19 protein-coding genes, 2 tRNA genes, 3 rRNA genes and 1 pseudogene are annotated in these 20987 nt (G+C 36.4%); 5 read left to right on the top strand and 20 right to left on the bottom strand.

Going from position 1 to position 20987, the window contains the following annotated elements; genetic code table 11:
* Window positions 1-311: 311 nt before the first annotated feature.
* Together C7K42_RS09820 and C7K42_RS09825 are read right to left on the bottom strand one after the other, a co-directional pair.
* Window positions 312-965: an MFS transporter gene (locus tag C7K42_RS09820; protein ID WP_103097413.1), complete on the bottom strand. Its 654-nt coding sequence runs from the start codon at window positions 963-965 to the stop codon at window positions 312-314.
* The gene (locus tag C7K42_RS09825; protein WP_103097415.1) at window positions 928-1527 is read right to left on the bottom strand and encodes an MFS transporter; all 600 of its coding nucleotides are present in this window, start codon (window positions 1525-1527) and stop codon (window positions 928-930) included. The genes C7K42_RS09820 and C7K42_RS09825 overlap by 38 nt, the downstream gene beginning before the upstream one ends.
* Window positions 1528-1633: 106 nt before the next feature.
* Here C7K42_RS09825 and C7K42_RS09830 point away from each other — a divergent pair, with 106 nt between their 5' ends.
* A complete protein-coding gene (locus C7K42_RS09830; protein WP_014124314.1) occupies window positions 1634-2428 on the top strand; it encodes a helix-turn-helix domain-containing protein in 795 nt (264 codons plus the stop codon).
* A gap of 394 nt (window positions 2429-2822) precedes the next feature.
* Here C7K42_RS09830 and C7K42_RS09835 read toward each other — a convergent pair whose 3' ends face one another.
* The 6 genes and pseudogenes from C7K42_RS09835 to C7K42_RS09860 all read right to left on the bottom strand — a co-directional run bounded on the left by C7K42_RS09835 (window position 2823) and on the right by C7K42_RS09860 (window position 6254).
* On the bottom strand, window positions 2823-3230 hold the full coding sequence (locus C7K42_RS09835; RefSeq protein ID WP_014124312.1) for a type II toxin-antitoxin system death-on-curing family toxin: 408 nt from the start codon (window positions 3228-3230) through the stop codon (window positions 2823-2825).
* A complete protein-coding gene (locus tag C7K42_RS09840) occupies window positions 3227-3469 on the bottom strand; it encodes an AbrB/MazE/SpoVT family DNA-binding domain-containing protein (RefSeq protein ID WP_014124311.1) in 243 nt (80 codons plus the stop codon). The genes C7K42_RS09835 and C7K42_RS09840 overlap by 4 nt, the downstream gene beginning before the upstream one ends.
* A gap of 170 nt (window positions 3470-3639) precedes the next feature.
* A pseudogene (locus tag C7K42_RS09845) lies at window positions 3640-3873 on the bottom strand (type II toxin-antitoxin system Phd/YefM family antitoxin); the annotation flags it as partial.
* A gap of 182 nt (window positions 3874-4055) precedes the next feature.
* Window positions 4056-4295: a type II toxin-antitoxin system PemI/MazE family antitoxin gene (gene mazE / locus C7K42_RS09850; protein WP_231834363.1), complete on the bottom strand. Its 240-nt coding sequence runs from the start codon at window positions 4293-4295 to the stop codon at window positions 4056-4058.
* 115 nt (window positions 4296-4410) lie between these two features.
* A complete protein-coding gene (gene relB, locus C7K42_RS09855; RefSeq protein ID WP_014124308.1) occupies window positions 4411-4626 on the bottom strand; it encodes a type II toxin-antitoxin system RelB family antitoxin in 216 nt (71 codons plus the stop codon).
* A 1067-nt stretch (window positions 4627-5693) separates the two neighbouring features.
* Complete coding sequence (locus tag C7K42_RS09860; RefSeq protein WP_014124306.1) at window positions 5694-6254, bottom strand: MerR family transcriptional regulator; 561 nt, start codon at window positions 6252-6254, stop codon at window positions 5694-5696.
* 82 nt (window positions 6255-6336) lie between these two features.
* Between C7K42_RS09860 and C7K42_RS09865 the strand changes: the two genes are divergently transcribed.
* A complete protein-coding gene (locus tag C7K42_RS09865; RefSeq protein WP_014124305.1) occupies window positions 6337-7149 on the top strand; it encodes an Hsp33 family molecular chaperone HslO in 813 nt (270 codons plus the stop codon).
* A 125-nt stretch (window positions 7150-7274) separates the two neighbouring features.
* Here the strand turns inward: C7K42_RS09865 and C7K42_RS09870 are convergent, their stop codons facing one another.
* The 3 genes from C7K42_RS09870 to C7K42_RS09880 are packed head-to-tail and all read right to left on the bottom strand — an operon-like array spanning window position 7275 to window position 8507.
* Window positions 7275-7670, bottom strand: coding sequence for a hypothetical protein (locus tag C7K42_RS09870; RefSeq protein ID WP_041591781.1), 396 nt, complete (start codon window positions 7668-7670; stop codon window positions 7275-7277).
* Window positions 7619-8017 (bottom strand): helix-turn-helix domain-containing protein, encoded by a 399-nt coding sequence (locus tag C7K42_RS09875; protein ID WP_103083542.1) that lies wholly within the window; start codon window positions 8015-8017, stop codon window positions 7619-7621. The genes C7K42_RS09870 and C7K42_RS09875 overlap by 52 nt, the downstream gene beginning before the upstream one ends.
* A complete protein-coding gene (locus tag C7K42_RS09880; RefSeq protein WP_014124302.1) occupies window positions 7995-8507 on the bottom strand; it encodes a hypothetical protein in 513 nt (170 codons plus the stop codon). The genes C7K42_RS09875 and C7K42_RS09880 overlap by 23 nt, the downstream gene beginning before the upstream one ends.
* Window positions 8508-9016: 509 nt before the next feature.
* Between C7K42_RS09880 and C7K42_RS09885 the strand changes: the two genes are divergently transcribed.
* Both C7K42_RS09885 and C7K42_RS09890 read left to right on the top strand, forming a co-directional pair.
* Window positions 9017-9307, top strand: coding sequence for a hypothetical protein (locus tag C7K42_RS09885; RefSeq protein ID WP_014124301.1), 291 nt, complete (start codon window positions 9017-9019; stop codon window positions 9305-9307).
* A gap of 84 nt (window positions 9308-9391) precedes the next feature.
* The gene (locus tag C7K42_RS09890; protein WP_014124300.1) at window positions 9392-10459 is read left to right on the top strand and encodes a tyrosine-type recombinase/integrase; all 1068 of its coding nucleotides are present in this window, start codon (window positions 9392-9394) and stop codon (window positions 10457-10459) included.
* A gap of 97 nt (window positions 10460-10556) precedes the next feature.
* On the opposite strand, the gene C7K42_RS09895 is transcribed toward C7K42_RS09890, so the two are convergent.
* From C7K42_RS09895 to C7K42_RS09905, 3 genes are all read right to left on the bottom strand, one after another.
* Window positions 10557-10629, bottom strand: a tRNA-Thr gene (locus C7K42_RS09895).
* An 83-nt stretch (window positions 10630-10712) separates the two neighbouring features.
* A complete protein-coding gene (locus tag C7K42_RS09900) occupies window positions 10713-11354 on the bottom strand; it encodes an HAD hydrolase-like protein (protein ID WP_014124299.1) in 642 nt (213 codons plus the stop codon).
* A 138-nt stretch (window positions 11355-11492) separates the two neighbouring features.
* The gene (locus C7K42_RS09905) at window positions 11493-12410 is read right to left on the bottom strand and encodes an alpha/beta hydrolase (protein ID WP_014124298.1); all 918 of its coding nucleotides are present in this window, start codon (window positions 12408-12410) and stop codon (window positions 11493-11495) included.
* Between the two features lie 161 nt (window positions 12411-12571).
* Here C7K42_RS09905 and C7K42_RS09910 point away from each other — a divergent pair, with 161 nt between their 5' ends.
* A complete protein-coding gene (locus tag C7K42_RS09910) occupies window positions 12572-13117 on the top strand; it encodes a TetR/AcrR family transcriptional regulator C-terminal domain-containing protein (RefSeq protein WP_014124297.1) in 546 nt (181 codons plus the stop codon).
* Window positions 13118-13202: 85 nt separating this feature from the next.
* Here the strand turns inward: C7K42_RS09910 and C7K42_RS09915 are convergent.
* The 6 genes from C7K42_RS09915 to C7K42_RS09940 all read right to left on the bottom strand — a co-directional run bounded on the left by C7K42_RS09915 (window position 13203) and on the right by C7K42_RS09940 (window position 20871).
* Window positions 13203-13276, bottom strand: a tRNA-Asn gene (locus tag C7K42_RS09915).
* Between the two features lie 5 nt (window positions 13277-13281).
* Window positions 13282-13397, bottom strand: a 5S ribosomal RNA gene (gene rrf, locus C7K42_RS09920).
* 83 nt (window positions 13398-13480) lie between these two features.
* Window positions 13481-16393: ribosomal RNA gene (locus tag C7K42_RS09925) — 23S ribosomal RNA — on the bottom strand.
* A gap of 227 nt (window positions 16394-16620) precedes the next feature.
* Window positions 16621-18179: ribosomal RNA gene (locus C7K42_RS09930) — 16S ribosomal RNA — on the bottom strand.
* Together the 16S, 23S and 5S rRNA genes with 1 tRNA gene alongside form the textbook arrangement of a ribosomal RNA operon.
* A 542-nt stretch (window positions 18180-18721) precedes the next feature.
* Window positions 18722-20194: a HAMP domain-containing sensor histidine kinase gene (locus C7K42_RS09935; RefSeq protein WP_124175426.1), complete on the bottom strand. Its 1473-nt coding sequence runs from the start codon at window positions 20192-20194 to the stop codon at window positions 18722-18724.
* A complete protein-coding gene (locus C7K42_RS09940; RefSeq protein ID WP_124175427.1) occupies window positions 20185-20871 on the bottom strand; it encodes a response regulator transcription factor in 687 nt (228 codons plus the stop codon). The genes C7K42_RS09935 and C7K42_RS09940 overlap by 10 nt, the downstream gene beginning before the upstream one ends.
* Window positions 20872-20987: the final 116 nt, after the last annotated feature.

A 20987-nucleotide genomic window follows, 5' to 3' on the forward strand; every position in this document is an offset into this window, starting at 1 on the left:
CAGTTTCTTCCAAATATAAAGTTTCTTGGAGCGCACGCTAATCTTCTAAAATTATCAAAACAGCATGATTTTCGTTTTGTTCACTTCTTTTAATAAACAATAAAAATTTTTACGCGCTGAACTATGACTCATCGGTGCGTGTACCATGAATTACTCTCTCTTCTCCTATAGTTAAAACAGTCTTCAAACCTATAACTCAATATAAAATACTTAATTACATACATCAATTAAAAGTTTTGAACATTCAAATTATTGGCGTACTTTCTAGATATATTTAATGAAAATACTAAAAGGTGAAACCATTCCTCTATTCAAGTTGAATCATAGAATGAAGGGTGAACACTTTCTGCTTTTTTCTGTCTAGAAAAATATAATAAAGGTGAACCTAATAGTGTAATGATTCCTAGCATACAAAAAATAATTATATGATTATTCCATCCTAGATAACTTACCAATACACCTCCAATTATAGGTCCCATGGTCGAGCCTATTTTTGTTAATTCAGCTAGGCTAAAAAACAAGGCTTTATTATTTTCATTAGCTAGTTGATCCACTGTATAATCCAATCGAGAACCTAATAACAGTTCCCCAAACGAGTAAAATAGGGTAAAAGTTATCAATGCCAGGTAGTTAGGAAATAAGTTAACTATAAATAGGCAACTGGAAAATAAAAGATTACTAACAGCCAAAATACAGTTGGACTGGATCGTTCGTGTCAAATGAATGATAGGAAATTGAAAAATAATAATGGCTAACGCGCTAAGCGACAATAGCGAACTATAAGTTTCCACCCCATTTTCACCTAACCGAGATAAATATTGAGAGATTGTTGAATTAAATAAAGAATAACCAAAATAGGAAAATGATACTCCTACTATTAACAAAATTAAACGAAAGAAATTCTTTTTTTGGTTAAAATACTTTTTTTCATAATGGATGGAACAATAAATCGTTTTGTTTACCATTGGTTATAACCGTAGATTTTCTTAAAAATAGATTCATTAAACCAACAAGAATATATATGAACCCCAAAATAATATAGGGTTTGATCGTATATTTAAACCCTAGAAAAACACTTAACAGCGGGCCTATGACTGCTCCAACATTGATTGCAGCATAGCGTAGGTTAAAAATAAATAGTTTTGATTGTGTAACCGCGTACTGACTTAACGCTTTTTTACAAGCTGGCTCATAAATGACATAGCTTAACCCGCTTAAACCATTTAATATAAGAAACCCAATAAAAAAATTAGTATAAGCAAATAAAATAAATACAATTCCCCAAATTATTGGGACAATTATCAGTACTTTTTTTATTTGACAGTAATCAATAATTTTTCCGACAAATAAAGAAAAAATTACACCTACAAATGGCTGAATGCCTATTACATAGCCGATTTGTGTCGAAGAGAGCTTCACAACATTATCAAGGTAAATCGCTAAAAAAGGAATACTCATGAACATTGCTGTTCTGGTAAGTAGAGTCCCTAATAATAAAATAATTGCTGAATTTGAAACATTTTTCATTACACTCACGTTCTTTCATCTATAGTTTTTAATAAAATAAATTTTAAAACAACGTTGTCAAAATAGTTTTAATTTGTTAGTATACTGACAAAAAGGGAAGGGTTAGATGTATGGCAAAGTAATGCAACTGGTCAGAAAGTCTAAAGGGATATCACAAAATGAGCTTGCTACAGGTGTTATGTCTCGCTCTAACTTGTCCAACTTTGAAAATGAACAATACATTCCTGCCTTTGATAAAGTTATATTATTATTATCTAAACTTAACATCACTGTAGAAGAATATCTTTCTTTATCAAAACAAACCGACATACAATATCAGTTTTTATACCAAGAGTTAGTGAAAACAGAAAACTATGGAACACGTGATGAATTAATCAATATTAATACTCAAATTTCCTATTTTAAGCTAAAATCTCCTAAATATTATGAACTTTACTTGCTTTCGCAATATGTTTTAATCTTATATCAGTTACCTTGCGTGATTAGTTTAAAAGAAATTAAGGATTATATAAAACCCCTATTATTTGAAAGCGAGCAATGGTTCAACCATGAATTGAGGCTCTATAATAATTTTTTGTTTTTATTCGATTATTCAGAAAACTATACACTTTATAACAAAGTATTAAGAAAACTAAGTACTGAAGATTGCCCTTCTATCTCAGAAAGATATAAAGTACACTTATCCATAAATTTTGGCATTCAATTACTGGAATATAATCAGGAAAAAGAAGCGAAGAAAATATTAGCATTCGCAAAAGAAGAAGCACGAAAAGAAAAACTCATCATACAAGAACTCTTTATCGATTTTCTTCTTTCAGAATTTACGAAAAATCATGATATTAAATTGGCTAGAACTAAATGGAAAACTTACTCAACTAGTTTAGGACTTTTAAAACAATAGAGTAACGAATGTTTATGCTTTTCCGTTAAGAAAAGAACAAATAAAGTATCTATATCCCCAGTACTATATCTCGATTTATTTTCTCTTCGCTCGTTTAAAGCTGGAAATTTGAGTAATTCCTTTATAATTTTCAAAAGTAATTAAGCTCTTAGTATAAGACATAACGGTAAATACCAACCAAAGAACTTCCTTTACAAGCTCTATAGCCTCACTATAGTTAATTAAAGACAATCATCCTGTTACAAGAAAGTAAGAGTAAGGTTGCGCAACAATCTAAAGAATTCTCCTTAAGTTTCACATAAAGATAAATTTGACACATTTTGGACACAAAAAAGCGATAAACACTCATAAAAATCAATGTTTATCGCTTATAATTGAAAGCATCTGCTGGACCTTATTTTATAATTTTCGATTTTATTACCTTCGATACATGCCCTTTTAAATTTTCAAAATCATCTGTTTCATAAGTAGCTATATCAATAACTAATTGTATGCCTTCCTCCAATTCAAATTGAACTTCATATCCATTAAATTGTAAAAACGAATCGATCGCCATAATTGCCGTTCTTTTATTTGCATTAAAAAAAGGATGCCTTTTGACTATATTAATCATTAAAATAGCAGCTTTTTCTTCCATTGCAGGATATAATTCTTGATTAAATATATTCTGCGAAGGTTGATGAACAGCCATTTCTAAAGCAGTCAAATCCTTGATGCCCATTTGTTCTTCAGGAGAATAGTTTGTTATTTGAAAAGCATTCATTTTAGATATATCTTCCACTGTTAAATAATAGATGCTCATTTTGTTACCAGAGACTTGTATAACTCATCATGCTTTTGTACAGATTTAGCCATAACCATTTCTAATCTTTTTTGATGTTCATCTTTTTCTTCTTTCTTAACAAGAATTTCTTTTAATTTATCTTCATCAACATAAACTGTATCAGTTTCCTTTGCTCCAATGCTTTCTAATAAGTCTTTGGATAAAGTAACTACAACTGAATTCCCGATTTTTCTCAATTTTCTTTCTCGAATTGCCACTTGCTTTACCACCTTTCGTATATCTGGTATATCCAATATATCAAGAAAAAGTTAATTAAGCAATTTTTTAGATTAATACATTATTGGTAATACAACTATTATGTTAGAAGGTGGTATCGGTTATTTTGCTGTTATTGATAAATGGTGCGATATTGGCGGTTATTTCTGACTCAAAGCTTCTTCCAGTCGATATCGTTGGCATCGATAAATTCACTAGGCTCTTGTTCTCTTTCTCGAATTCTACCTAAAATTCCAGTTTTTTCTAAATACAAAGTTTCTTGGATCGCGCGCCAATCTTCTAAACTCATCAGAACAGCATGATTTTTATTTTGTTCATCTACAATCTCAATTTCCTTATGATTCTCATTCACTTCTTTTAATAAACGATAAAACTTTTTACGCGCTTAATTAGCGTTTATTGGTGTTTGTTCCATAGGCTACTTTTCTTCTTCTCCTATAATTAAAATAGTCATCAAATCTGTAATTAATTACAAAGTATTTAATACCATACGTCAATTGAAAGTTTTAATATTTCAAATTCTTAACGTGTTTTATAACCATTTTTTATAATGATTCTTACTCGAGGTCATTCATCTAATTCACTTCCCGTAGTGAAAAATCTTTGGGATAATTCGTCATCGTCATCAACAAATTCTTCTTCTCCCACATCAGCAAAATAATCTCCAATTTTAGGAATAAGCGAGATTGTTCCATCTTTTTCTTGTGTAATGTAAAATTCTTGTCCTTCAACAATATTAAATTTTTTAGATAATGTGACTGTAACTACGTCGCCCTGCTTTCTAGCTTTTACTTTATCCATTTTCATGGGGTTTCGGATCCTTCCAATATGCTTATTTAATTATATAAAAAATTATCTCAAAACAAATGCATATCATTCTTAAATTCTTCGAGTGCTTTTTTGTCAAAACTTCAAATATACATTAGTTAGAAAATACTTCTTTCAACACGTCTTTGCGAGAAACGCGTTCATTATGCTCATTCAAAATGTTAATACCTACTTCATAATTTTGCGAATCTTCAACCTGTTCTAAAATCGTTTTGCGCATAAATTCAGAAACACTCATTCCTTCAAAAGCAGCCATAGCTTTCACTTTTTTATATGCTTCTTCAGGCACACACACTGTGGTAATAGGCATAGAATCAACTCCCTCTAACTTATATAACCATCATAGCACAAATGAATACGTTTGCATTTTTGATCGAGATTAAGTTCTATATAATTATCATTTTTCATAACAAATTTAATTCGAAAGAACAGTTCATTTAATAAAGTTAAAATGATTTTTAGTAACTGCGTTCTTTCATAGAAACAAGTTGTAGCCCTCAAAATAACTTTTCATGAACTACGTCAGACCTAATACTACTCTAATACTTGAAATAAAAAGCATTTGACACATTTTCGGCACAAAAAAAGAGATAAACACTATCAAACCAATGTTTATCCCTTACCATTGAAGCCGTCTGCCGGACTCGAACCGGCGACCCCCACCTTACCATGAAAATTCCTGAAAAATATAAGGGATATTTAGCACCATAAGAGCTGTTAAATCAGTATTTTAAAAATTTAAACAAACATAAAACACATATAATGACACGAAATCGTCCCTTTTTCGTCCCAAAAAAGAGAATAGCTACATACAATTTATTTAAAACAGAAAACCGTTTTTGTTCCCATACATTTATATACGAAATTAGTTTAACCGTTAAGATTGAAATCAATTTAGCCTGTCTTTTCAAAAAAAGCTGTCAGAATGCGCGACGTACGAAGTGAAAGTCGCGTATTCTGACAAGCTTTGATTGGCGTGGCGTAAGCCGCGCCAATCATCTACCCCCTCTCTCTAACAGGGGGGTAGAAAAACACGGAAAACTGGAAATAAGGTACAATAAACGTTGGTATAGTAGTCTTTATTAAAAAACAAAGGATGTCAACTTTTTTCGAATAGTTGACATCCTTTATATGTATATTTTCCATTAGATTTTTACACACATAAGTCCAATTAATAATAGATTTATTCTAAATGTTTCTCCTTTTTAACAAAATACCTAAGAGCATCTGATAAAAATTCATTAAATTTCTCTCCATATTTTGATAAATAATCTTTGGCTTGCTGATTATTTCTATATAACAAAGCAATTTCTGAAATCCCTTGGTTGTTCAATGAATTACCGTAACTTTTAAATAATAATTGAGCAAATTTCGCTGTTATCTTTTGTACTCTATTATCTTTTGTACTCTATTATCTTTGTATGGCATTGTTTGAAATTTTGCCAATTGTTGGAAATATTCATCAAAATGTATTTCCTTACTATAATTCCTTAGATAATCCAATGTTTGAGGTTCAGAGAGATCTAAATTCCATATATCATTTATTTTATCTTTAAACGGATTCTTTTCTATAAATACTTGTCGAATTGCTTCATCTTCAATTGTTTTATGTTCATCATAAGATTGGATGAGTTCCCTAACCTGATGTAATTGATTCTGTATATCACCCATTTGTCTTTTCAAAAGAGCCTCTTGTCGAATAAGAGAGTCCTCCAAGCTTTTATTTTCCTTATTATTCACTTGCGTTATTATATTTTCCAAAGATAATCCCATATTTTTCATAAGAATAATTTCATTTATTTTGATTAAGTCTTCTGCAGAATACATTCTGTGCCCATTATTATCCCTCGTTGGAGTAAGCAATTCAATTTCATCGTAATATTGTAATGTTCGTACTGTCAGTCCAGTTAACTCTGAAAATTTTTTTATTTTAAACATATCTCTTGCCCCTCACGTTACGTTATACCTTATAGTAATCTTATCATATTGCATGAGAATATGACAAACGAGGAGGATATATATGAAAAATCAAGTCAAGAAATACGTAATAGAAAATAAACAAATACGTATCTATTTATTAAAAGGAACCCAAATCTATACAAAAGTAAACGAATTAAATTTAGATAATTTTTCAAAAGAATACTTTACCGACGCTTTAAATATTACAGCGCTATTAAATGCATTAGATACGAGTAACCAGCGGACTTCATTTACTTTTCTGTCCTCTCAAGGGATGAATAAACTTTCTACAGAATCTTTTTCTAATCATAATATTACTGGAACAGCAGAGATATTAGATAATAACGATACTCTCAAAGGAGGAACCTTACAAAGTGTGACTTCGAGTGACGAACAACTGGGAACTTCTCATACTTCTCACTCACTGTTATATTTTGATGATTTATATCAAAATATAGAAGATTATTACACACAAAGCGAGCAGCTTCCCACCTATGTTTTTCCTTTATCAAGTAGAAAGAACCCAGAAAATATTGTCCTACTTATACAACCCTTACCTTTTGCTAATCAGAAAGTAATAACGAATGTATTGGATACGACATCGTCAATAAAATCAGCTATGGCTCATGATACTTTCGAAAATGTTATTGACCAATTATCTTCGTTGTTTTCCAATTGGACTTTTTTAGAAAGTGTGGACATTGATTATAGCTGTAGCTGTTCAAAAGATATGTTTCTAGGACTAATCTTTTCTTTATCACGAGAAGAACTGGACGAAATATTTTCAAACAATGAAGTCCTAGAAGCGCATTGTCCCTTATGCGGAAAAAAATATACATTTACATCCGAAGAAATTGCTAAGTATTTACAATAGGGAAAGGAGTACACACTGATGACTTCTTTATAGCATTTTATGAAGATAAATAAACATTTGGCGTATTATTAAAAAGTTAGAGTCATTATTAAACCCCCCTTGTCATTCCGACAGGGGGGCTATTCTCAATTGTTCTCCATTTGTTCAATAAAACTTTGCGCGTTAATATTAAGAGATATCGGTTGGTCAAAAGCTTTGCTTGATATATCATATACCAATTTGACAATGTCTTTGGTAACTATATCTATCATTTCTTGTACTTTTTTATTTCTTACATCAAAATCCCCGAACTCATCACTTATAGTGAAATAAGCGGTATCTTCTATATAAAACATACAACTTCCATTTTCTCTATTTGACAATTTAAAATTCATAGTCAATCTAGCGCTATTTTCATTATCTTCGTTTATCTCAGGAATTAATGAAGCTTCATACGTTAATCCTTTTTCAAAAGGATGCGGAGCGAATTCTAGTTTACCAAGGCTAAACCTTTCGAATTCATAGTCTCTTTTCTGTCCCAACTTTGTTCCTCCTCAGGCCATTTATAACCTGCACTTGTTCTTATTTCGCCAGTTAAAACAAAATCTTTTAGCTCAGACCCAATATAGTTCCTAAAAGCAATCTTTTTTTTAGCGCTATTTATAAGCTGATTATATTCATCGATTGTTTTATTTAACTCACCAAATTCAAAATCTAAATATTCTTTTTCCGTTACTCCTATCATACTTGAAAATTCTTCAACGGATAAATTATTTTCAGTACGTAATTTTAATAACTCAGTAGAAAGATCATATTGGGGTGAATGAACTTTTTCGTATATCTGAGGCTGTTTTTTTTGTAGAAGTTTATCCAGTATATTTAATTGCATGTTCCTCATCCCCCCTCCAAAGTTCTTCATTATCATTTATATAAACATCATTTCTAATAAAATCGGTTTTGTTACCAGCAAAATTGGTTGTATCAGTAATTTTTATTCCATTTTGTTTTGTAAACCCATATGTCATTATAATAGACTGAAAAGTTTTATCATACACAAAAAAGATAATTCTTTGATGCTCATAAGAATCATCCATTCTAATTTCAAAACTATAAAAATGATTATTTAAAACTTTAACAATTTCTGATCTTTGTAAAGCTCCCATTCTATTTTTTAATGATAGTTCTATTGGTAACTTCGCTACGCTGCCATCTGAGTTACACAACTTATTATTTTTTATGATAAATCTATTCTTTAAATTTTTTATTATTTGTACAAAGTTATTAGCTAAATGCGGGTCTTCTAATAGATAATTTTCAATATAATCACTGGCTATTAAAAGGTTGCACAAAGTATCATTAACAATAGACTGAATCTCCATAAATTCACCTTATATAAACTTAATAAATAAACCGCTAACTATTCTTCCTTATATAAGCAGAATAACACAACAAATTTTGTTATTCAATTCGAAAGAGCCTACAAATTCATATCTTTACAGTTTATTATAAAAAAACGCCATAATTAAACAAAAAAATCCAAAGTTGCAACAAATCCACTTTTTAAATTGGGACTTAGAATGAAGAGACGTTTTTTCTGCTTTTTCCATTTGTCAGATATGCTAAATAACTATTTATTTGAGATCTTTTCTACTAATTCATAAAGTTAACATTCTCAATAAACAAAAAAGTTTAACAAAATTTCCAAAAAATGCAACAAAATCCCCTTTCGAGTCGGGACTTAGTATGAAAGGAGGTTTTCTCCTAAATTTAAAGCTATGTAGTTCTTATAGTACCAGTAAATAATAAGTATAGTGCTAATCTTTCACTCACCTGCTCTTTGAAAACTAAATACATAATCAACTCAAATTTTTTAAATGGAGGATTCATAATGTCTGAAATAGATTTTCTAAATATACAAATCAATGAGGAAGCCTTGGAAAGTCAAATAATCGAACAAATTAAGTTAAAAATAAAAGCGTTTGATGACAATAAAATTTTTTACGACCTTGACGATTTAGTCACTATCACTTCTTTTTCTAAAGGACATATTATGAATACTTTCTTCAACGATCCACGTTTTAGACAAATTAGAAGAAGAGTTGGACGCAAATGGGTTTTCCCGGTGCAAGAAACAAATACTTTTCTTAAGCAGTGGATATTAGAACAGCCGAACGAATAAAAATTGAAAAACAGAGGACAGTTTGGTATGGTAAGCGTGTATGTAGCTGTTCTCTTTCAATTCATTTGAAAGGTTTGAAAGAAAATGGCAATTGAAAAAATAAAGCATAAAAATATTAAAGCCACCTACCGTTCTAAAGTTTATTTCAAAGGGAAACGGTATCTCGGTGTCCATAGAAAAACAAAGAAAGAAGCTGAGTTAGATGAGATAAATCAGAAAAAAGAATTTTTAACTGGGGAATATTCAAAAGAAACAAATAAAACATTGGATGATGGGTTTGATGATTATATTACTTTAATAGCACCAAAAAATTTGTCCATTAAAGCTCTAAAAATCGCCAAATCAAATTATAAAAATCATATTCAACCTGAACTAGGTCATCGTTTATTAAACGAATTGAGACCCTTAGAAATACAAAAATTTTTGAATAAAAAGGAACTTAATTTAACCGGTGGCACTGTTATAAAATTTTATACTTTGTTAAACCAGATTTATAAAATGATGCTTAGTTGGAATGAATTAAAGGCTAACCCTTTACAGGGTGTTTCTAAACCTAAGATAGAATATAAACCTAAAATGACATTAACTAAAGACCAATGTCACCAATTTTTATTGTTTGCAAAAAACTATCAAAGTTATATGGCTTTTTGGTTAGCTTTACAGTTTGGCTTAAGATTAGGAGAAGCTTTAGGTTTGCAATGGGAAGATGTTGATTTGAAAAATAATGTCCTTTATATCAGACAAGCCTATCACGAAGAGACAAAAGAATTAGGACGCTTAAAAACAAAAGCATCTGAGCGTTCAATTCCTCTTTCACAGCAGCAAAGCGAATTCTTAAAGGATTACAAACAAAATCAGTTTCCTCAAAGTACATTAGTTGCTTCTAATGAAAAAGGTGGCTTTCTAATGAAAAGTAACATCAAGCGCGCAAGAATTCAAATTTGCAAACGTGCTGAAGTTCCTAACGTAACTTTTCATGAACTACGTCATACACAGGCTACACTAATGCTTGAAATGAATGAGCATCCTAAAATCGTACAACAAAGACTCGGTCACGTTAAAGTGGAAACAACATTGGATATTTACTCCCATGTTCGCCCACAAGTTCATCAAAAATCTGCCCAACGTTTTTCGGATTTTTTTGAAAAATAAAAAGTCGTCCCTTTTTCGTCACTTTTTTCCATAGAGAAATGAATGAATGGCAAAGAAAGTAAAAAAAGAACCTTGACATATCAAGGTTCCCAAGCCAAGCCGTCTGCCGGACTCGAACCGGCGACCCCCACCTTACCATGGTGGTGCTCTACCTGCTGAGCTAAGACGGCAGTTATTTAACACAAAATACAGCTTACCGAAAAGAACTGTACTTGTCAACCACATTCCATCTTTTTTCTACAAAATTGTACCTCTATTGAAAAACATCTAGTAAGTCTCTAGGTTTCGCTACTATCTTCTGTGCCCCAGCATTCACTAACTCTTCTTTATCACCAAAGCCATAAAGAACGCCAATATTATCAATATTGTTTTCTTTTGCTCCTATTATATCGTGCGCTCGGTCTCCAATCATCACTACAGTAGAAAGTTCTTCCACTTTTTCTGCTTTTAAAGCGTCATGGATAACTGCTCTTTTTTCAGAACGGATACCGTCTAGGTCTGCTCCATAAATTCCTTCGAAAAATTCCGCAAGCTCTAAATGATGAATAATTTTCACTGCAAAAAATTCTGGTTTTGATGTAGCGAGAAATAAATCGTATCGCTCAGCTAATTGAGTCAAAACTTCCTGTATACCATCATAAAGCGTAACTTGATACATTCCTTCTTTTTTATATAAAGTACGATAATGATCAACCGCTTCTTTGGCTTCTTCTTCTGTCATACCAGTTTTGATGAAAGACTCAACTAGAGGTGGACCAATAAATGATTTTAATGTTTTTGAATCGAGAGGATTACGATTCATCTCTTTCATTGCATAGTTAAGCGAGGCAAAGATTCCTTGACTTGAATCAATAATCGTCCCATCTAGATCAAATAGAATTTTCTGTTTTTTCAAAAGTATTTCAACTCCTTTTTGTTATCTTTTATTTTAGCATATCATTTTATGTTTTCAATTACGGAACTTTTATCATTCAAATAAAAAAATTCCCTTCATCTTAAAAACTGAAGGGAAGCAAAAATTTATATACTTATATTATAATTTTTCTTGAAAGAAAGGCGTTAAGTCTTTCATAATGGTATCTACGGTTTCCGGCTTATCATAAATATCATAATGGGTGGTTTGTGGTAATATTTTTAGTTGTTTATCGGTCGTTAAAGCTTTATCGTATAATTCATAAGCTGTACGGTAAGCACCAAAAGTCCCTGGAATTTTACCTGCAAAAATAATTAATGATTGATCCAACAACTCGTCTGCCAAATGGGTAGCATCCCAACCTGCTACTTCTCCGATATCTGTTACATGATATCTGTTTGTACGGTTTGGATGAGGAGCATGTTCTTCATAATAATCGACAGCTTGAATAATATCGATATCTTCCGTGCCGGCATGTTTCCGTTCTTCATGGGAATTAGGTGAGTATTGCGTAAATGCTGCTTCAGCTCCCATAGCTTCAGCTTCACGTTGTTTTGCAACCATGTGTAAACTATCTAGCGCTGATTGTGGAGACATGTCACCTTCGCGTGTCAACATGCCATAATTTGCTCCTGTTAATGAAGCAACGGCTTTAATACGTTTTTCGGTCAATGCAGCATTAACTGCATAGCCACCGCCGCCACAAATACCAGCAATTCCAATACGATCATTATCAACAACATCTAAAGTATTCAAAAAGTCAATCGCCCATTTTACATCATTTACACGATAATAAGGTACTTCAATATATTCGGGTGCTTCATGTAATTCTCCTTGATGACTTGCGTCAAATACAAAAGTAGCAAACCCATCTTCTGTTAAACGTTTAGCATAAATACTTGAAGTTTGTTCTTTTACACTGCTAATAGGATGCATTATCACAATTGTTGGAAGCGCCCCTTGTACATCATCAGGTGTTCTTAAGATTCCAGTCGTTTTTACTTCTCTTATAGGAAACGTAAACTTCTGTTCATTCATAATATCAACCTCACTCTTTTAATTCACTCTAGAGTTTTATAACTCTTAAGTGTATAATCAAATAATAACAGTTAAACAATAGATTTCAATTCATATCTCAGCAGATATGTGTTTTATTACACAGTCTTTGAAAAATGGGTTGTAAAAAGGACGAGATAATAATGGAAAAAGAAGATTTACGCGTAAAAAAAACCAAACGTAGCATTGAGGAAAGTTTTATGACGTTATTTTATCACTATAATTTCGAACAGATCACAGTAAAAGGTATTACTGAAGAAGCCGAGATCGGTCGGAAAACATTTTATCTGCACTATTTAGATAAATATGATTTAGTTGATTCAATTGTAAAAAAGGCATTTACGGAATTAGAAGTGATCTGTGAAAGAAAAAAGGGGTTAGGACTTAAAAAGGGAAGTGAAATTTGGTTCGATTACTTTAATGAACATCGTTTATTTTTTGAACGTTTATTCAAAATTCCAAATTCAAATAGCTATAAAAAACAGTTAAAAGAATTAGTTATTAACCAACTTAAAGAAAACATTGATCAAAAACTTATTGAAGATCAGCAACTAGATTTCCAGCTTTTTTTGCGTTTTTTCGCCAGTGGTATTATTGAATTTATTGAAATTTATATTTCAGACAACACTTATACAAAAGAAGACTTTGTTAAACAAATTATTCCTTTACTAAAAGGTATATATAAATAAAAAAGTCATAAATTAAAATAATTTTTCCCTAAAAAAAGTGGTCAAAGTATTTATGTACTTTGACCACTTTCACTGTTTTATAAAACTCCGGCAGTAGGACTCGAACCTACGACATCATGATTAACAGTCATGCGCTACTACCAACTGAGCTATGCCGGAATAATGCGTGGCGATGTCCTACTCTCACAAGGGGAAGCCCCTCACTACAATTGGCGCTAAGAAGCTTAACGACTGTGTTCGGCATGGGAACAGGTGTCTCCTTCTTGCCATCATCACCACACAACTTGACGTTGAGTGAACCTTTTGGTTCCCTCAAAACTGGATGAAAAACAACGTCAATGAACCGAAAACCCACAAACCTTTGTGGTTAAGTCCTCGATCGATTAGTATTCGTCCGCTCCAACCCTCGCGGGTCTTCCACTTCGAACCTATCTACCTGATCTTCTCTCAGGGATCTTACTTTCTTTTAGAAAGGGGAAATCTCATCTTGAGGGGGACTTCACGCTTAGATGCTTTCAGCGTTTATTCCTGCCCTACTTAGCTACCCAGCGATGCCGTTGGCACGACAACTGGTCCACCAGCGGTAGGTCCATCCCGGTCCTCTCGTACTAAGGACAGCGCCTCGCAAATTTCCTACGCCCGCGACGGATAGGGACCGAACTGTCTCACGACGTTCTGAACCCAGCTCGCGTGCCGCTTTAATGGGCGAACAGCCCAACCCTTGGGACCGACTACAGCCCCAGGATGCGACGAGCCGACATCGAGGTGCCAAACCTCCCCGTCGATGTGGACTCTTGGGGGAGATAAGCCTGTTATCCCCAGGGTAGCTTTTATCCGTTGAGCGATGGCCCTTCCATGCGGAACCACCGGATCACTAAGCCCGACTTTCGTCCCTGCTCGAGTTGTTGCTCTCACAGTCAAGCTCCCTTCTGCCTTTACACTCTTTGAATGATTTCCAACCATTCTGAGGGAACCTTGGGGCGCCTCCGTTACTTTTTAGGAGGCGACCGCCCCAGTCAAACTGCCCATCTGACACTGTCTCCCGCCACGATCAGTGGCGCGGGTTAGAGTGGCCATAATGCAAGGGTAGTATCCCACGGATGCCTCCTTCGAGACTCGCGTCCCGAATTCTACGGCTCCTACCTATGCTGTACATGCATCACAGACACCCAATATCAAATTACAGTAAAGCTCCATGGGGTCTTTCCGTCCTGTCGCGGGTAACCTGCATTTTCACAGGTACTAAAATTTCACCGAGTCTCTCGTTGAGACAGTGCCCAAATCGTTGCGCCTTTCGTGCGGGTCGGAACTTACCCGACAAGGAATTTCGCTACCTTAGGACCGTTATAGTTACGGCCGCCGTTTACTGGGGCTTCAATTCGTACCTTCGCTTACGCTAAGCACTCCTCTTAACCTTCCAGCACCGGGCAGGCGTCAGCCCCTATACGTCATCTTACGATTTTGCAGAGACCTGTGTTTTTGATAAACAGTCGCTTGGGCCTATTCACTGCGGCTGCTCGTTAGAGCAGCACCCCTTCTCCCGAAGTTACGGGGTCATTTTGCCGAGTTCCTTAACGAGAGTTCGCTCGCTCACCTGAGGATACTCTCCTCGACGACCTGTGTCGGTTTGCGGTACGGGCCATTACCTTCTTGCTAGAAGTTTTTCTTGGCAGTGTGACGCCAGAACTTCGGTACTTAAATTTCCCTCCCCGTCACAGCTTGTCGTTGACAAGAAAAAGCCTTTGACTCTTTCTCCGATTTACTGCTTGGACAGACCTTTCCATTCGTCTGCTTTCTTTTGCCTCCTGCGTCCCTCCATCACTCAAATGAAGATAACAGGTACAGGAATATCAACCTGTTGGCCATCGCTTACGCCTTTCGGCCTCAGCTTAGGTCCCGACTAACCCTGGGCGGACGAGCCTTCCCCAGGAAACCTTCGTCTTACGGTGGACAGGATTCTCACCTGTCTTTCGCTACTCATACCGGCATTCTCACTTCTAAGCGCTCCAGCCGTCTTCTCAGTCGACCTTCACCGCCCTTAGAACGCTCTCCTACCAAAACACCTAAGGTGTTTTCCACAGCTTCGGCAGTATGTTTAGCCCCGGTACATTTTCGGCGCAGGGTCACTCGACTAGTGAGCTATTACGCACTCTTTCAATGATGGCTGCTTCTAAGCCAACATCCTAGTTGTCTAAGCAACCCCACCTCCTTTTCCACTTAACATACATTTAGGGGCCTTAGCTGGTGGTCTGGGCTGTTTCCCTTTCGACGATGGATCTTATCACTCACCGTCTGACTGCCAAGGCTCAATCAATGGCATTCGGAGTTTATCTGGATTCGGTAACCCAAGACGGGCCCCTCGTCCAAACAGTGCTCTACCTCCATCATTGCTTCCTTGACGCTAGCCCTAAAGCTATTTCGGAGAGAACCAGCTATCTCCAAGTTCGTTTGGAATTTCTCCGCTACCCACATCTCATCCCCGCACTTTTCAACGTACGTGGGTTCGGTCCTCCAGTGCGTTTTACCGCACCTTCAACCTGGACATGGGTAGATCACCTGGTTTCGGGTCTGCGCCGTCTGACTCAACGCCCATTTCAGACTCGCTTTCGCTGCGGCTCCGTCTTTTCAGACTTAACCTCGCCAGCCAGCGCAACTCGCCGGTTCATTCTGCAAAAGGCACGCTATCACCCATTAACGGGCTCTAACTCCTTGTAAGCACACGGTTTCAGGTTCTCTTTCACTCCCCTTCCGGGGTGCTTTTCACCTTTCCCTCACGGTACTGGTTCACTATCGGTCACTAGGGAGTATTTAGCCTTGGGAGATGGTCCTCCCGGTTTCCGACGGCATTTCGCGTGTCCCGTCGTACTCAGGATCCGTTTACGGACTTGATTGTTTTCGCCTACGGGGCTCTTACCCGCTCCGGCGGCTTTTCCCAAAGCCTTCGGCTAACATTCCCATCCGTTCATAAACGTCCTACAACCCCAGAATGCAAGCATTCTGGTTTGGGCTGTTCCCGTTTCGCTCGCCGCTACTCAGGGAATCGATTTTTCTTTTTCTTCCTGCAGCTACTAAGATGTTTCAGTTCACTGCGTCTTCCGCTTGCCTGCTATGTATTCACAGATCAAGCCGCATTCTATTAAAAATGCGAGGTTTCCCCATTCGGAAATCTCTGGATCCAAGCTTACTTACAGCTCCCCAGAGCATATCGGTGTTGGTCCCGTCCTTCATCGGCTCCTAGTGCCAAGGCATCCGCCGTGCGCCCTTTCTTACTTAACCTGACTTGACCTTGCGGTCAAGGGTTTCTCGAAGGTTCTTGCTTTGAGCGATCAAAGCCCTTCGAACATGTGCGTAAACTTCGTTAAAAAACGTGTTCAACGCGGATTCTCGGTTGGTGTTGATTGTTGTTTTTCTATCCAGTTTTCAAAGAACCAAATTTTGAGAGTAAACCTCTCAAAACTGAACAAAGCGCAAACGATGTGTCGACCTTCCGTATTTTTCCTTAGAAAGGAGGTGATCCAGCCGCACCTTCCGATACGGCTACCTTGTTACGACTTCACCCCAATCATTCGTCCCACCTTAGGCGGCTGGCTCCCCTAAGGGTTGCCGCACCGACTTTGGGTGTTACAAACTCTCGTGGTGTGACGGGCGGTGTGTACAAGGCCCGGGAACGGATTCACCGCGGCATGCTGATCCGCGATTACTAGCGATTCCGGCTTCATGCAGGCGAGTTGCAGCCTGCAATCCGAACTGAGAGAAGCTTTCAGAGATTCGCTAGGCCTTGCGGCTTGGCTTGCTCGTTGTACTTCCCATTGTAGCACGTGTGTAGCCCAGGTCATAAGGGGCATGATGATTTGACGTCATCCCCGCCTTCCTCCGGTTTGTCACCGGCAGTCTTGCTAGAGTGCCCAACTCAATGCTGGCAACTAACAATAAGGGTTGCGCTCGTTACGGGACTTAACCCAACATCTCACGACACGAGCTGACGACAACCATGCACCACCTGTCACTTTGCCCCCGAAGGGGAAACCCTATCTCTAGGGCGGTCAAAGGATGTCAAGACCTGGTAAGGTTCTTCGCGTTGCTTCGAATTAAACCACATGCTCCACCGCTTGTGCGGGCCCCCGTCAATTCCTTTGAGTTTCAACCTTGCGGTCGTACTCCCCAGGCGGAGTGCTTAATGCGTTAACTGCAGCACTGAAGGGCGGAAACCCTCCAACACTTAGCACTCATCGTTTACGGCGTGGACTACCAGGGTATCTAATCCTGTTTGCTACCCACGCTTTCGAGCCTCAGCGTCAGTTACAGACCAGAGAGCCGCCTTCGCCACTGGTGTTCCTCCATATATCTACGCATTTCACCGCTACACATGGAATTCCACTCTCCTCTTCTGCACTCAAGTGATCCAGTTTCCAATGACCCTCCCCAGTTGAGCTGGGGGCTTTCACATCAGACTTAAATCACCGCCTGCGCTCGCTTTACGCCCAATAAATCCGGACAACGCTTGCCACCTACGTATTACCGCGGCTGCTGGCACGTAGTTAGCCGTGGCTTTCTGGTCAGCTACCGTCATGGAAAAAGCATTTCCTCTTTCTCCTGTTCTTTGCTGACAACAGAGCTTTACGATCCGAAAACCTTCTTCACTCACGCGGCGTTGCTCGGTCAGACTTGCGTCCATTGCCGAAGATTCCCTACTGCTGCCTCCCGTAGGAGTCTGGGCCGTGTCTCAGTCCCAGTGTGGCCGATCACCCTCTCAGGTCGGCTATGCATCGTTGCTTTGGTGAGCCGTTACCTCACCAACTGGCTAATGCACCGCGGGACCAGCCATCAGTGACGCTGTAAAGCGCCTTTGAGCTTTCTTTCAGGTGAAAAAAAGCCGTATGCGGTATTAGCACCTGTTTCCAAGTGTTATCCCCCGCTGATGGATAGGTTCCCCACGTGTTACTCACCCGTCCGCCACTCCACTTAAGAAAAAACCGAAGTTTCTTCTTAAGCAGCGTTCGACTTGCATGTATTAGGCACGCCGCCAGCGTTCGTCCTGAGCCAGGATCAAACTCTCATCTTGAATTTGATCGATCAACACCGTTGATCGTACTTAGCTCTTCAACTTTTTGCTCGCGTGTTGTTCGCGTTTATTGCTTGGTTGCTTCTTCTTTCAAAGAAGCGCCCGACACATTGGTTCGTTTGCTTGCTTTGTTCAGTTTTCAAAGGTCTACTGCTTGTTGCCGTAGCAACTTTTATATCTTATCAATTCGACAAGTGTTTGTCAATATCTTTTTGCAAGTTTGAGACAAAATATTTAATCAAACATGTGGTTAACATTTAAACCACAATAACGTTTAATTTAACGCCTTTGTTATAATATCATTTGTTCTTAAACTCGTCAACAACTTTTTTTATTAATAAATCTCAAAAAAATGTATTGGCTTATTAAGCACATCTATTAATATAGCAATTCTTTGAGTAAAAATCAATGATAAAAATTAATGAAATGAAGAAAAACTTTGAAAACGAACTTTTATGCTCAGTTCATTTTCAAAGTTCGTTTATTTGTTATTATTTTCTAAAATTTCCAGAAAAAACCGAGTAAATAATTCGCCCTTTTATTTAAGCCAAAGGAAGACTTATTTTAAAAACCGTTCCTTGACCTAAACTACTTTCCGCTACAATTGTACCTTTATAATTATCTAATAATTTTTTAACGATCGATAAACCTAAACCATTTCCACCTTTATCCCTGGCTCTTGCTTTATCCACTCGATAAAAACGATCAAAAATTTTATTGAGATTTTCTTGCGTAATACCTTCACCAAAATCTTGTATAGCCAATTCTAATTCTGTTTGGTTACGAGAAATGGAAAGGTGGATTTCTTTGCGTTGGGTAGAATACTTAATTGCATTATCCATGATAATGATTAAAATTTGTTCGAAATGATCACGATAGATTTTCACTGTTTCTTCTTCATTTAAATCATCATCAATTGTAAACATAAATTCTGGATATAACATCTTAAAATTGTTAAAGACTTGGTAGACAATCTCTTTAGCTGAAGAAGTTTCGTTTTTATAATAGATATCGACTTGTTCCGCACGCGAAAGATCCAGCATCTCTTGAACTAAAGTTTTCATCCTAGCAATTTCTTGTAAACTTGCTTCTATTGATTCTTCTAACACTTCTGGGTCCTCTTTTCCCCATCGCTGCAACATCTTTAAGTGTCCCTCAATAACAGCAACAGGTGTACGTAATTCATGTGAAACATCCTCAACGAATTGTTCCTGTTGTTCAGTATAAGAACGCATCCGATCTAGCATATCATTAAATATATCTGATAAGTCCGCCAGTTCATCTTTACTTTTTGGTTCAGGAGCATGAATTGTTGTTTGAGGGTCTTTTTGAATATTTTCCATTGTATTACGTAGTGTCTTCAATGGTTTTAAAAAATGAGCAGATAATAAATACCCCAGAATACTACTTACAACTAAGAACAGAATTTCTAATATAATCAAGGTGATAAGCAAGTGATTTCGAATATCATAAAACGAAGAAATATTATAAAAGGCCTGCGCATAACCTATTTTTTCTCGCGTATCTTTTGAGTAAACTGGCTGTATCAATAAGAAAGCAGCTTGCCCTTTATTTCTTACAAGTGTAGGCCCTTGAGCGTTTTGTGATTGTAAGTTTAGCGCAGCTTGACTTGTCCTAAAAACTAGTTTTTCTTGTAGATCATAAACATATAAGCTCAGATTAACTTGTCCAAATTCAGATACATAACTACTCTTTTCTGGAGTGTCTTTTTCTAAATTACTATTTATATCAGGGAATTCAATTAAATTTTCATAAGAAGTCTGTCTATCTAGTTCCTTATTAGCATCAGCTAAATGAGAAACGGCCTCATAAGTGGTCTGTTCTGCATCTTCTTGCTCTCTTTCAAACATAAGATTAACCGCTGTTTTATATGTAATAACGGCAAAAGCGGTAATGACTACAAATATAAAGAAAGAACTTGCAAAAGCCCACTTTAACGTCAAAGAAGGTTTTCTAAGTTCTTTTTTCTTACTATTTTTTCTTTTCACGAGCACATCACATACCCTGTACCTCGTACTGTTTGTATATAACTTTCTTCATCCGGGAGATCTATCTTATTACGCAAATAACGAATATAAACATCCACAACGTTTGTTTCGATTTCTGTCTGATATCCCCAAACTTTTTTTAGCAACACGTCTCTTGCTAAAACAACATTTACATTTTCCATTAAAGTTAGTAAAAGTTCGTATTCTCGTTTTGTTAGCTCAATAACTTCTGAGCCACGTCTTACGACACGATTTTCTTTTTCTATAACTAAATCACAATAATTAAGCGTCGTCTGTTTGCCAGAATTTTTGTCTCCTTCAATATCAATGCGACGCAATAAAGCTCGTAACCGTGCCAAAAGTTCCTCAATGGCAAAAGGTTTAACAATATAGTCATCTGCACCATGATCTAAACCAGAAACTCGATCGATCACCGAGTCACGAGCAGTCATCATAATAATAGGTGTATTTTTTATTTGACGAACTCTACGACATATTTCTAAGCCGTTTAACTCGGGTAACATCAAATCAAGCAAAATTGCATCCCAGTCGTTATTTAACGCTGCGTCTAAACCAGTTCTTCCATTATAATGAACCTCGGTATCGTAACCTTCATGCTTTAATTCTAATTCAACAAACCGAGCTAAATTTTTCTCGTCTTCAATTATTAGAATACCGCTCATTAAATTTTATTCTCCTTTTTTTGGCTTCATTTACTGTATTAACAATAAAACACTATACAGAGTTTATCATGTCCATACAAAATAAAAAAGAGATTCGTCCGAAAAAAAATTAGAAC

The organism is Tetragenococcus halophilus subsp. halophilus DSM 20339, from assembly GCF_003841405.1.
Lineage (GTDB): Bacteria > Bacillota > Bacilli > Lactobacillales > Enterococcaceae > Tetragenococcus > Tetragenococcus halophilus.